Source organism: Bifidobacterium phasiani, from assembly GCF_019331775.1.
In the GTDB taxonomy this organism is placed as follows: Bacteria; Actinomycetota; Actinomycetes; order Actinomycetales; family Bifidobacteriaceae; genus Bifidobacterium; species Bifidobacterium phasiani.
Window position 1 is genome coordinate 1 of record NZ_JAHBBD010000028.1, and the last position, 12,983, is coordinate 12,983.

The 12,983-nt window shown below is 70.5% G+C and carries 8 protein-coding genes; 5 read left to right on the top strand and 3 right to left on the bottom strand.

Features of this window, described 5'->3' with window-relative positions; all coding sequences use genetic code 11:
• Positions 1-331 precede the first annotated feature (331 nt).
• Positions 332-4,468, bottom strand: coding sequence for a DUF3418 domain-containing protein (locus tag KIH73_RS09550; RefSeq protein ID WP_219082934.1), 4,137 nt, complete (start codon positions 4,466-4,468; stop codon positions 332-334).
• A gap of 135 nt (positions 4,469-4,603) precedes the next feature.
• The gene (locus KIH73_RS09555) at positions 4,604-5,254 is read right to left on the bottom strand and encodes a class I SAM-dependent methyltransferase (RefSeq protein WP_219082936.1); all 651 of its coding nucleotides are present in this window, start codon (positions 5,252-5,254) and stop codon (positions 4,604-4,606) included.
• A gap of 373 nt (positions 5,255-5,627) precedes the next feature.
• On the opposite strand from KIH73_RS09555, the gene hflX reads away from it, so the two are divergent.
• The 3 genes from hflX to KIH73_RS09570 all read left to right on the top strand — a co-directional run bounded on the left by hflX (position 5,628) and on the right by KIH73_RS09570 (position 10,302).
• Positions 5,628-7,127 carry a GTPase HflX gene (hflX, locus tag KIH73_RS09560; protein WP_219082971.1) on the top strand — a complete coding sequence of 500 codons (1,500 nt, stop codon included), beginning with the start codon at positions 5,628-5,630 and terminating at the stop codon, positions 7,125-7,127.
• A gap of 207 nt (positions 7,128-7,334) precedes the next feature.
• Positions 7,335-8,297 carry an L-lactate dehydrogenase gene (locus KIH73_RS09565; protein WP_219082938.1) on the top strand — a complete coding sequence of 321 codons (963 nt, stop codon included), beginning with the start codon at positions 7,335-7,337 and terminating at the stop codon, positions 8,295-8,297.
• A 1,018-nt stretch (positions 8,298-9,315) separates the two neighbouring features.
• Positions 9,316-10,302 (top strand): cation diffusion facilitator family transporter, encoded by a 987-nt coding sequence (locus KIH73_RS09570; protein WP_219082940.1) that lies wholly within the window; start codon positions 9,316-9,318, stop codon positions 10,300-10,302.
• Positions 10,303-10,621: 319 nt separating this feature from the next.
• Here the strand turns inward: KIH73_RS09570 and lexA are convergent, their stop codons facing one another.
• A complete protein-coding gene (gene lexA, locus KIH73_RS09575) occupies positions 10,622-11,383 on the bottom strand; it encodes a transcriptional repressor LexA (protein WP_219082973.1) in 762 nt (253 codons plus the stop codon).
• A 91-nt stretch (positions 11,384-11,474) separates the two neighbouring features.
• On the opposite strand from lexA, the gene KIH73_RS11010 reads away from it, so the two are divergent.
• Positions 11,475-12,146, top strand: a complete 672-nt coding sequence (locus KIH73_RS11010) for a LysM peptidoglycan-binding domain-containing protein (protein ID WP_236022707.1) — start codon at positions 11,475-11,477, stop codon at positions 12,144-12,146.
• Positions 12,147-12,207: 61 nt separating this feature from the next.
• Complete coding sequence (gene nrdR, locus KIH73_RS09585; RefSeq protein ID WP_219082942.1) at positions 12,208-12,657, top strand: transcriptional regulator NrdR; 450 nt, start codon at positions 12,208-12,210, stop codon at positions 12,655-12,657.
• Positions 12,658-12,983 lie beyond the last annotated feature (326 nt).

A 12,983-nucleotide genomic window follows, 5' to 3' on the forward strand; every position in this document is an offset into this window, starting at 1 on the left:
ACCAAGCGTCCCGTCCGCGGCGGCAGCACCCCCCGGATCATGGAAATGACAGGGCGAAAGAGCCATACCGCGGTCGGCGACCAAGTCCCGAATCAATTTGAGGACTCACCTAATACTGTAATGGGCGTGTCCGCGCCCGGGGCGGGCCGTGCGACCGAGGGGCTGTTTCCGCCGCCAGGCGGGACGGGTCGGCGCCCGCGCGGGCCGTGACGCCGGGCCGGGCGCCACGCCGGTCTGTGGTCGGTCCCGCGGCGCGGAGGCGGGCGACGGGAACGGTCCGGCATGGAGGCCGAGAGGAGGCGGTCCCGCGGCGCGGATACGGGGCCGCGGCTCAGCCCAGCGCCCTGCGGATGCGCTGCAGGCTCACCGGACCGGCGGTGCCGAGCTCCTGCGCCCACAGCGAGACGTAGAACTCCTCGAGCATCCAGCGTGCGGTCTCGGCCTGCTTGGCCAGCGCCTCGCGCCGCGGTCCGGCCGGCTCGGCCTCGGCGCGCGCCCGCGCCGCGTCGACCAGCTGGCGGGCCTCGTCGGCCTCCCAGGCCCAGCGCACGTCGCGGTTCTTGTCGGCCTTCGCCTTGTTCAGCCGCATGAGGTCGGCATGCAGGTACGTCTCCACGCGGGGCAGCGACAGGGGCGGCGTGGCGCCGACGAAGTCGGGGCGGACCAGCGAGGCGGCGTGTTCGCGGATCGACTGCAGCACCGAGAGCATCGGCAGGTCGGCCGGTCCGGACACGGCCTTGTCGACCTCGGCGTGGCGGCGCAGTATGGCGATGACGTCGTGCGCGACCGCGTACACCGTGTCCTCGTACACCTGGCCGACGCCGGCCACGGCCTGCGCCAGGGCCTGGTCGTCGTCCAGCTCGTCGATGCGGGGCAGCAGCCGCTTGACCGCCGCCAGCTGCAGGTCCTCGACCAGCTGGGCGGTGGAGCGGTAGGGCGCGGAGGCCAGCATCAGCGCCTCGGCGCCGAGCCAGCGCGAGGAGATGCGTTCGGCGGGCAGGCGCAGTGCGTCCAGGGCGCCGCGCCACAGCATCGCGGCGCGCGATTCGGTGGTCGCCCCCGCCTTCTGCAGCAGGTTCGCACGCTCGACCAGACGCCCCTGGTCGCCGGCGGCCTGCGCCTTGCGCCGCACGACCTGTCGGGCGGAGGCCTCCGCCTGCTCGGCGAAGCGCCGCTGCAGCGCGGCCAGGTCCTTGCCGGCGCCCAGCACCTTGGCCGTGCCGCGGCCGTGGCGGCGGCCATGCCGGTCGCGCGCCGGCGGCATCGTCTGCTCGACCGAGAACGTCATGCGCAGGTACGGCGAGAGCCTGTCCCACAGCTCGGGGCCGAGCACCTCGGGGTGGATCTGCGCGCCGACGACGCGGATCGCCGCCTGCGTGAACACATGGGCGAAGTCCGGCCAGGCGGCGCCGCGCGTCGCCTCGGCGACCTCGACCGGCGCGTCCTCGGGCGGCAGGTTCGGCTTCTGGCGCTCGCCCGAGCCGGGCAGGTCGGGGTAATGTCCGTCGATCCACGCGCGGATCGCGCGCGCGGTGTCGGGCGCGGGCACGAACTGGACGCGCAGCGCCTTGGGCAGCGCCTTGATCAGCCCGACGATCAGCTCGTCGAGCAGACCCGGCACGTTCCACGAGAACTGCTCCGGGGTCAGCCGGGAGAGCGCCTTGATCGGGATGTGCACGGTCACGCCGTCGTTCTCGGCCTGCGGGTCGTACACGTAGCTGAGCTTCAGGTCGATCGGCGTGCCGTCGGTGCCCAGCGTGTGCCACTGGTCGGGGTAGTCGTCCAGGCTCACCGACTCGGCGGTCGCCAGCCGCTCCACCTTCTCCGGGTCGAAGTCGAGCAGATGCGGGTGCTCGTCGTGCACGCCCCGCCACCACTTCGCCAGGTCGGCCACCGACGTCACGTCGGCGGGGACGACCGCGTTGTAGAAGTCGTACAGGTCCTCGTCGCTCACCGTGCCGGCGAGCTGGCGGGTGCGGCTCGCGTCCTCGGCGGCGTCCTCGAGCACGTCGAGGTTGCGCTGCACGAACGCGTCGTACTGGAAGCGCTGCTGGATGTCGCCGCCCACCAGGCCCTGGCGGATCAGGAAGTCGCGCGCCTCGGGCGGGTTGATGCGGCCCCACTGCACGGTGCGGTCCTGCACGATCGGCAGACCGTACAGCAGCACCTTCGCGCTGGCCACGGCCGAGCCGCGCGAGCCGGACCAATGCGGCTCCGCGTACGTCGTGCGGGTCAGCGAGCCGGCCAGCGGCTCGGCCCACGCCGGGTCGATCGCCGCCGAATAGCGCGCCCACAGCCGGCTCGTCTCCACCAGCTCGGTGCTCATCACCCAGGGCGGCGTCGTCTTGGCGACGCTGGAGGCCGGGAACAGGGCGAACCGCGTGCCGCGCGCCCCCTGGTAGTCGTTCTTGGCCATCTTCTGGGCGCGCTTCATCGCCCGCGCCTTCGCCGCGCCCTTGAGGCCGGCGAAATCGGAGGCCTTCGGCTCGCGCAGCACCTGCATGCCCATCATCGACAGCAGGCCGGCGAGCATCGAGGTGTGCACGCCCTGGGCGTCCCACGAGCAGCACAGCGAGTGGGCCGCCTGCTGGTTGATCGGCAGCTGGCGGATCTTCAGGTCCGGACGCGAGACCGGCAGCGGCTCGCCGACCCGGAACCCGAGCTCGCGGCACATCTCGGTGAGCTGGGCGACCAGGTCGCGCCACTGGCGCATGCGCAGCCAGCTGAAGTACTCGGTCTTGCAGATGCGGCGCAGCGCCGAGTTGCTCGGCTCGCCGTCCGCCTGGAACACGCGGTCCCAGATGTTCAGCGCGGTCAGGAAGTCGCTGCCCGGGTCCGCGTAGCGGTTGTGGATGCGGTCGGCCTCATCGCGGTTCTCGTCGGGGCGCTCGCGTGGGTCCTGCAGGCTCAGGAACGCGACGACCACGAGCACGGCGGCCAGCGTGTTCGGCGTGGTCGAGCGCGCCGCCTCGATGACCATGCGCCCCAGGCGCACGTCGATCGGGATGCGGGCGAGCTGGCGGCCGATATGCGTCAGCGTCACCCCGCCGCGCTTGCGGGCGATCGCCTTGAGCTCGACGAGCTCGTTGAAGCCGTCGGAGACGGCCTTCATGTCCGGCGGGTCGATGAACCCGAACGACGTGACGTCCTCGGCGGTGCGGGCCACGCCGACGCTGAGCATGTGGAGGACCACCGCGCCCAGCGACGTGCGCAGGATCTCCGGCTCGGTGAAGCGCGGGCGCGTCTCGTAGTCCTCGCGGCCGTACAGGCGGATCGCGATGCCGTCGGCGACGCGGCCGCAGCGGCCGGCGCGCTGGTCGGCGCTCGCCTGCGAGATCGGCTCGATCGGCAGGCGCTGCACCTTCGCGGTCTTCGAGTACCGGGAGATGCGCGCGGTGCCCGGGTCGACGACGTAGCGGATGCCCGGCACGGTCAGCGAGGTCTCGGCCACGTTCGTGGCGATGATGATGCGCTGGCGGTCGTGCGGCTCGAAGACCCGGTGCTGCTCCTTGGCGGACAGGCGGGCGAACAGCGGCACGACCTCGATGGCGTCGGGGCGGCGCATGTCCGAGACCCGCGGGCCCCAGTGGCGGCGCAGTGCGGCCTCGAAGTCGTGGATGTCGCGCTCGCCGGAGGCGAAGACCAGGATGTCGCGCGGCCCGGTGACGTGGCTGGAGTGGATGACCAGCTCGGCGCAGGCGCGCGCCACGGCGGTGGGCATGTCGACCGGGGTCTCGCGTTCGCGGCTGCGGCCCTCGCGCTCGGAGCGGCTGGGCGCGGTCGACAGCTCGGCGTAGGCGCTGTCGCCCGGCATCGCGCCGGTCTCGAACCCGGGCACCGTGCGCATCAGCGCGGGGGCGGTGCCGAGCGGCTCGTAGACGATCTGCACCGGATAGGTGCGGCCCGAGACCTCGATGACGGGCACGTCGGTGTGCAGCGCGCGCTCGAAGTGCTCCTTGAACTTGACCGAGTCGATGGTGGCGGAGGTGATGACGAGCTTGAGGTCGCGGCGGCGGGGGAGCAGCGCCGTCAGGTAGCCGAGCAGGAAGTCGATGTTCAGGCTGCGCTCGTGCGCCTCGTCGATCACGATGGTGTCGTAGCGGCTCAGCTGCGGGTCGCGCTGGATCTGGGCGAGCAGGATGCCGTCGGTGACGACGCGCAGCCTGGTCCTCGGCGAGCTTTCGTCGGTGAAGCGCACCTGGTAGCCGATCTCGTCGCCCAGACGGACGTCCATCTCGGCGGCGATGCGCTCGGCGACGGTGCGCGCGGCGAGGCGGCGCGGCTGCGTGTGCACGATCTGGCGGCCGTGGCTGCCGCGGCCGAGCTCGAGCAGGATCTTCGGCAGCTGCGTGGTCTTGCCCGAGCCGGTCTGCCCGGAGACGATGACGACCTGCGAACGGCGCACGGCCTGCGCGATCTCGTCCTTGGCGGCGCTGACCGGCAGCTCCTGCGGATACTCGAACTTCATAGACCCCTGTTCCTCTGCGTTGCCCCGGAACGTTCCGGCACGGTGCCGGAACGGCGTCGGCGATCCCCGGGGCGCGGACGGACCGCCGGCCGGCGCGGACATGCCCGCCGGGCGGCGGCCCGCCGTCGGCGGAGGTCATCGCCGCAGGACTTCAATGATACGGAATCCCTTGGAGCTGGCGTACTTGCCCACGGCGTAGCCCTCGCCGAGCTCGCCGGCCAGCCACGGGATCAGCGAGTCGGCGCCGAGGTTGCGCTGCACGACCAGGTACGCCGCGCCGCCCGCGTTCAGCCGCGGCAGCCAGGCCATCAGCAGCGTGTGCAGGGCCTGCTTGCCGATGCGGATCGGCGGGTTCGACCAGATCGCGTCGAAGGTCAGGCCGTCGGGCACCGTCTCGGCGCCCTCGACCCGGACGTCGGGCAGGGGCGCGCCGTGCTCGTCGGTCTGCGCGACGTGTATGCGGTCGCACCCGTTGCGGCGCGCGTTGCCCGCGGTCAGCTCGAGGGCGCGCTCGTTGACGTCGACCGCCCAGACGTCGGCCTGCGGGGATTCGAAGGCCATCGCCAGCGCGATCGGGCCCCAGCCGCAGCCCAGGTCGAGGAACGTGCCGCGCTCGGGCGGCGTCGGCGCATGGCGCAGCAGCACCGAGGTGCCCAGGTCGACGCGCGAGCCCGAGAACACCCCGCGCGAGGTCTGCACGTCGGCCTCGAAGCCGCGCAGGGTCGCATGCAGCGTGCGGCGCACGTCCTCGGACGCCGGCGTCGCCGAAAAGTACTGTTCGCTCATTGATGGATCCGTTCCTCGTGTGGTGGTCGCCATGCCCGCCGCGGGCCGGACGCCGGGCCGGACGCCCGGGGCCCGCGGGCCCGCGGACCCTGCCGATTGTACGCCGGGGGAGCGAGCGGCGGATGCCCGGCGCCGGCGGCGGGGCGCCCGCTCCCTCGCCGCCGCGCCTCCGACGTGGACGAAGCAGGTCGCGGACGACCGGGGGCGCCCGCCACCTCGCCGCCGCGCCGGCCGGACGCCCGGACGTTTCGCCCGCGGCTTCGCCGTTGTCTGCTTGGTCACGGATAATGAGGCGTTGATTCATGCACGATGCGACGATGATGGGCGGATGCAGGTGACGGAACACGAGGATCTCAAGGCTGTGGACGGCGGCATGCCGCGGGCGGACCGGTCGGAGCCCGCGGCGGGGGACGCCGCCGGCCGCGGCGACGTGCTGGCCGAGCGCTCCGAGGTGCTGCTCGACGACGACCGGCGCGGCGCCGGGGCCGCGCGGGACTCCGACGAGCTGTGGGAGGAGCGCGAGGGGCGCAACGCGCTGCGGCACGTCACCGGTCTGGGCGAGCTGCAGGACGTCACCGAGGTCGAGTACCGCAAGGTGCGTCTGGAGCGCGTCGTGCTCGTCGGCGTGTGGTCGAGCGCGACCTCCACGCAGTCGCAGGCCGAGGAGTCGCTGCGCGAGCTCGCCGCGCTCGCCGAGACCGCGGGCGCCCAGGTGTGCGACGGCCTGCTGCAGCACCGCTACCGGCCCGACGCCGCCACCTACGTCGGCTCCGGCAAGGCCCGGGAGATCGCCGACATCGTCGCGCGCGAGGAGGCCGACACCATCATCGTCGACGACGACCTGCCGCCCAGCCAGCGCCGTGCGCTCGAGGACGCCACCAAGGTCAAGGTCGTCGACCGCACGGCCGTCATCCTCGACATCTTCGCCCAGCATGCGACCAGCCGCGAGGGCAAGGCGCAGGTCGAGCTCGCCCAGCTGCAGTACATGCTGCCGCGACTGCGCGGCTGGGGCGCGTCGCTGTCCCGGCAGGCCGGCGGCCGCGCGGCCGGCGCCGACGGCGGCATCGGCTCGCGAGGCCCGGGCGAGACCAAGATCGAGATGGACCGCCGCGTGATCCGCAACCGCATCGCCAGGCTGCGCAAGCAGATCGCGCAGATGGCCCCCGCCCGCGACGTCAAGCGCGGCTCGCGCCGGCGCTACGGCCTGCCGACCGTCGCCGTGGTCGGCTACACGAACGCCGGCAAGTCGTCGCTGACCAACCGGCTGACCGGGGCGAGCGAGCTGGTCGAGAACGCGCTGTTCGCCACGCTGGACACGGCCGTGCGCCGCGCCCGCGCGAAGGACGGGCGGCTCTACGCCTACGTCGACACGGTCGGGTTCGTGCGCCGCCTGCCCACGCAACTGGTCGAGGCGTTCAAGTCGACGCTGGAGGAGGTCGGCGAGGCCGACCTGATCGTCCACGTCGTCGACGGCTCGCATCCCGACCCGTTCTCCCAGATCGACGCCGTCAACGAGGTGCTCGCCGGCATCGAGGGCGTGGGGGACATCCCCACCGTCGTCGCGTTCAACAAGGCCGACATGATGGACGAGGCCGCGCGCGGGCGCATCGCCTCGCTCATGCCCGACGCGTTCGTCGTCTCCGCGGCCACGGGCGAGGGCGTCGACGACCTGCGCGCCGCGGTCGAGGCGGCGCTGCCGACGCCGAACGTCCACGTCTCGGCGCTGCTGCCGTACAGCGCCGGGGCGCTGCTGTCACAGGTGCGCGAGTACGGCAAGGTCGACAGCGTGGAGTACCGCGACGACGGCGTGATGCTGGAGGCGCAGGTCGACAGCCGGCTGGCCGCCCAGATCGTGGAACGGTCCATCGGCTGAGCCGGGCGTCTTCGGCGGGGGCGGCCCCCGAGCGGCCGCCGGCTCGGCCGGGACGGCGGATGGCGTGCGCGTGCGCGTGGCGTGACGCGTCGGAGTGCCGTATATTGTCGTGCGCGAAACGTCAAAGTGTGTGGATAGAGTGAAACGTGTTGTCATGAAACCCGGTAGTACGCCGGGGGATGTATGTCGCTAAGAGAGGTCAACAACATGGCGGATTCCCCCATCAAGCCCACGAAGCTCGCTATCATCGGTGCCGGCGCCGTCGGCTCCACCCTCGCCTTCGCCGCGGCGCAGCGCGGCGTGGCCCGCGAGATTGTTCTCGAAGACATCAACAAGGAACGTGTCGAGGCCGAGGTGCTCGACATGCAGCATGGCTCCAGCTTCTTCCCGACCGTTTCGCTCCAGGGGTCCGACGACGTCGAGATCTGCCGCGACGCCGACATGGTGGTCATCACCGCGGGCGCCCGCCAGAAGCCGGGCCAGAGCCGCCTCGATCTCGCCGGCGCGACGATCAACATCATGAAGTCCATCGTGCCGAGCGTGGTGAATGTGGCCCCGAACGCCATCTACATGCTCATCACCAACCCGGTGGACGTCGTCACCCACGTCTCGCTCAAGCTCTCCGGCCTGCCGTCCAACCAGATGTTCGGCTCCGGCACCAACCTCGACTCGGCCCGCCTGCGCTTCCTGATCGCGCAGCAGACCGGCGTCAACGTCAAGAACGTGCACGCGTACATCGCCGGCGAGCACGGCGACTCCGAGGTGCCGCTGTGGGCCTCCGCCACCATCGGCGGCGTCCCGATGTGCGACTGGAAGCCGCTGCCCGGCCATGAGGCGCTGGACGCGGACAAGCGCGAGGAGATCCACCAGGAGGTCAAGAACGCCGCCTACCGGATCATCCAGGGCAAGGGCGCGACCAACTACGCCATCGCCATGTCCGGCGTCGACATCATCGAGGCCGTGCTGCACGACACGAACCGCATCCTGCCGGTCAGCTCGATGCTGGACGACTTCCACGGCATCTCCGACGTGTGCATGTCGGTGCCGACCCTGATCAACCGTCAGGGCGTGAACTCGCGCATCAACACCCCGGTGTCCGACCGCGAGCTCGCCGCGCTGAAGCGCTCGGCCGAGACGCTCAAGGAGACCGCCGCCAAGTTCGGCTTCTGATCCGGCGCATCGCGCGTATGATGCGGGCCCCGGCCGCCAGTGGCGGCCGGGGTTCCGTGTATTTGGCGGGGCGGCATTCCGGCTAGACGCGATTCCGTCGGAGCGGGATCCTGACCGAATGCGGTTCTGATCGAATGCGATTCTGGGTGAATGCGATTCTGGCGGAATATGATTCCGGCGGATCGGAATCCGCGGCGCCGGAGTGCGGTGGTTCATGCCTGCGGTGGGCGTATCGTCGGTCTGGCGGAGCCGAATCGCGGCGATCTGGACTAGGTGTGGCGGATTTGCGGGTCTGCAATCATCCGACTGGCTTAGCTGAGGCACCCTTGGACGGTGCCGATGGAGGGATTTCCCGGTATTCCGCCACCGATACTCGGCTGTGGCGGGCAACGCTGCCTCACGTAGTGCATATCGATGTCCGCAGAAGCCTGAATCCGCTCCACGTAATGCGATTCGAGGCGTCGGAGCGGGGCGGAAGGGCATGGCGGCGATGTTGGGTCGGCGTTGCGGCGGTATCGTGCGACCGTGCCGTTGTGAACACGCTCGCACGGATATGGCCGCACGACGCGGTCGCGCGAATATGGTCGGGCGGCAAAGCCGAACGGCATGGTTGCGGGGCGCGGTCAGGGAGGGGCGGTCCGGGCTCGCCGGAGGCGGAGCCGGGCGGTCCCGCCGGCCGGCGCGCGGGCCCAAGTGGTTCCGGCATGTGCTCAGGGCGGATGGCTTCTCTCTTATTGAGAATGAGATGCATCATTAATTGCTGAGAAAACAACGATTTTTCGTGCTGTTGTTCTTGAAATTCTCAATAAGGGCCATTATGGTGAGAATATGCCGGCGGGGTGTGAAGGTTCCCGCCGTGCGGCCGATTCGCAGGTGGCGTTGCGATGGCGCCGAATGCGACCGGGACGGCGTGTGCGCCGGGGTGAATGGCGTGCGGGCATGCCGTGGCGGTTCGCGGAGCCGGCTCGCATCGTTTCGGCGTCGTGCGGCGTCGGTGTGGCGGGAAAGGAGCGCGGATATGGCGCATATGCATGGCGTCGGCGCATCGGGGGCGAATGGTTCCGGACCGGCGACGGACGGTGAGGCGTGGGGCGCCGCCGTGCAGGCGGGGCGGTCGCACCAGCGGCGGCTGATGATGACGCTGGCCCTGACCGGCACGGTGTTCCTGGCCGAGGTCGTCGGGGCGATCGTCACCGGGTCTCTGGCGCTGCTGGTGGACGCCGGTCATATGCTGACCGACATGTCGGTGCTGGTCGCCTCGACGATCACGGCCGTGCTGATGCGGCGCAGGCCCGACAGCACGAAGACGTGGGGGTGGGCGCGCCTCGAGGTCGTCACCGCGGCGGCCGGCGCGGCGGTGCTGCTGTTCGTCGGCGTCTACGCGCTCGCCGAGTCGGGCATGCGGCTGTTCGGCGACCATGGCGACGGCGTTCGCGATGTGCGGCTGCTGCTGTTCTTCGGCGTCCTGGGGCTGGTCGCCAACGTCGTCTCGATCGCCTTGCTCGCCTCGCGGCACGGCGACAACATGAACATGCGCGCCGCCTTTCTGGAGGTGCTCAACGACGCGCTGGGGTCGGTCGCCGTGGTGGTCTCCGCGGTGGTGATGATGGCGACCGGATGGTCCGGGTTCGACGCGGTCGCCGGCGGGGTCATCGCGCTGCTGATGATCCCTCGCGCGCTGAAGCTGCTGGCGTCGGCCGTCAGGGTGCTGCTCGAGGAGACCCCGGAGGGGCTGGATCTGGACGAAGTGCGCGCCCATCTGGAGCGGGTGCCGCATGTGGTCGCCGTGCATGACCTGCATGCCAGCACGGTGGCGACCGGGCTGCCGATCCTGATGGCCCATGTGGTGGTGGAGCGCGGGCTGACGATGGACGAGGCCTCCGAGGTCCTTTCCGCGCTGCAGGCCTGCCTGCGCGAGCATTTTCCGGTGTCGGTCGGGCATACGACGTTCCAGCTCGAACCGGAGGGATACGAGTCGCCGAGCGCCGCGCAGCTGCACGCCTGATGGGGCCGCCGCCGTGGTCGTGCGGCGCGTTCCCGCGGCGCGGCGAGGCCGGCGCGGCGGCAGCCGAACGGCATGGTGCGGGCGGTTTGGTGAGGGCGATATGGTGCGGTCGGTGCTATGCGGTCCGCGCGACGCGGCCGGATGTGGGCCGCGGTTGGGTGCCGCGCCCGGGCGTGGCGTGATGTGACCGGCGGCTCGGGCGGCGTCCGCTCCTGCTCCCGGCAGCACCCGGACGTGGCGTGATGCGAGACTTTTCGGACGATCATCGAGGCCGGCGGCTTGCTCCCGGCAGCACCCGGACGTGGCGTGATACGGCCGCCTACAGCTTGCGCAGCACGGTGACGACCTTGCCCATGATCTCGGCGTGGGTGCCGTCGATGGGGGAATAGGCGGGGTTGTGGGGGATCAGCCAGACATGCCCGTTCTCCTTGCGGAAGGTCTTGACGGTGGCCTCGTCGTCGAGCAGCGCCGCGACGATGTCGCCGTTCTGGGCGGTGTGCTGCTCCCTGACGACGACGAAGTCGCCGTCGCAGATCGCCGCGTCGACCATCGAGTCGCCGTGGACCTCGAGCATGAACAGGTTGCCGGTGCCGGTGAGGCGCTTGGGCAGGCGCATGACGTCGTCGATGTGCTGCTCCGCGGTGATGGGCACGCCCGCGGCGATGCGCCCGACCAACGGGACGTCGCGAGATTCGACGATCGACCCGCCGGCGGCGCCGTCCGGGAGCGGCAGCACGGCGGCGGCGCCCTGTTGGGGATCGTCGTCGACGAGCTCGATGGCGCGGCCCTTGTTGGCGTTCATGCGGATGAGTCCCTTGTCTTCGAGGACCTGGAGCTGGTGCTTGACCGAGGACGGGCTTTTCAGTCCGGCGGCCTCGCCGATCTCGCGGAACGAGGGGGCGAAGCCGTGCTGCACGACGTGGGCGCGGATGGCGTCGAGGACCTTGCGCTGGCGGTCGGTCAGCGCCGGGGTCTCACGGCGGTCGGCCCCGGGGGTCGGGGTGGGGGGATTGGTGCTCACGGGTGCTCCTTTCGGCCTGGTGCTACCAGCATAACGTGAACGGGATATGAAATCAAACATCTGTTCGACGCGCGGGTTGCGTTTGTCGAACATCTGTGCCACAATCAGAACAGATGTTCGATAGAACATGTGTTCGAAAGGAGTGGTCGCGATGACGACTGGCATGGCGGTTCAGGGCAACGGCGCCGGGTGCTCCGCCCGAAGGGGTGCGGGGGTCGTGCATGCGGGCGGCCCGCGGGCGCGTCGCATGCGGACCGGTCTGGTGCGGGCGGTCCTGGCCTGGATGGGGTTCGCGCGTATGGGCGGCGTGCGCGTGGACGACGCGCGTATGGATGACTTGCATACGGATGACTTGCGCATGAATGATGTGCGGCCGGATGGCATGCGATTGAGTGGTGTGCGGTCGGGCGGCGTGCGCACGGATGATGCACGCATGGATGATGCACGCATGGATGACGTGCGGACGGGTGGCGCGTGGCCGGGCGGTGTGCGGTCGGGCGGTGACACGTCCGCCCGGCCGGCGGGCGCACCGGGCCGTCGCGCGCTGACGTCGCGGGGGCGGATCGCCGCCGTGCTGCTGGCCGTGCTGCTGGCCCTCGCCGGGTTCGCGGCGGTGTTCCCGCAGGTGGCGCGGTCCGATATGGGCGACATGGCGGTCACCTCGTATACGGTGCGTCCGGGGGATACGCTGTGGGACTATGCGGCGAGGATCACCCCGGCCGGGGGCGACGTCTCGGAGACCGTGGCGACGCTGATGGAACTCAACGGACTGCAGTCGGCCGGCATCGAGGCCGGGCAGCGGCTGGTGGTCCCCATGCCGTGATCCGATGGTTTCGTCAAGCGCGACACGCCCGGTAATCCGCCGCTCGGGTTATCTTATGGGCATGCACTGTCCGTTTTGCCAAAATTCCGACACCAAAGTCGTTGACACGCGAATCAGCGACGATGGCCACTCGATTCGCCGACGCCGCGAATGCACGCGCTGCTCGAAGCGCTTCACGACCGTCGAGTCGACGATGCTGCTGGTTCTGAAGAACTCCGGCAACGTCGAGCCCTTCGACCGGAGCAAGGTGATCTCCGGCGTCCGCAAGGCCTGCCAGGGACGTCCCATCAAGGAGGAGGATCTCAAGGCGCTGGGGCAGCGGGTCGAGGAGGACCTGCGCTCCCGGGGGCTGGCCCAGGTCAGGTCCGAGGAGGTGGGCCGCGCCATCCTCGAGCCGCTGCGCGAGCTCGACGTGGTCGCCTACATGCGCTTCGCCAGCGTCTACCAGAACTTCGAGAACCTCGACGATTTCCAGCGCGCCATCGACATGCTCAAGCAGCAGGCCGCATGATTGCGGGACTTTCCGGTTCCGGATCTTTGCGGTTCCGGAACTTCCGGTTCTGGATTTTCTGATTCCGGAGCCGTGTGCTTCCGGATCTTTGCGGTTCCGGGACCTTTTGATTGCGGCCATGCCGTCGCCATGCGGCACGGTTCGCCATGGGCTCCGGGATTTTGCGATTCCGGGGCCGCGCCTGTGCGCCGTCCCGTTCGGCGGAGCGCGACGGCGGAACGGCAGGGCGATGAGTCGGCCGCATCCAAGGCGATTGGCCACGATTGCAGGCGGTTGGCCGCGATCGGCATGGCCGACCACGGCCAACCGCAATCAAGTGCCATTGA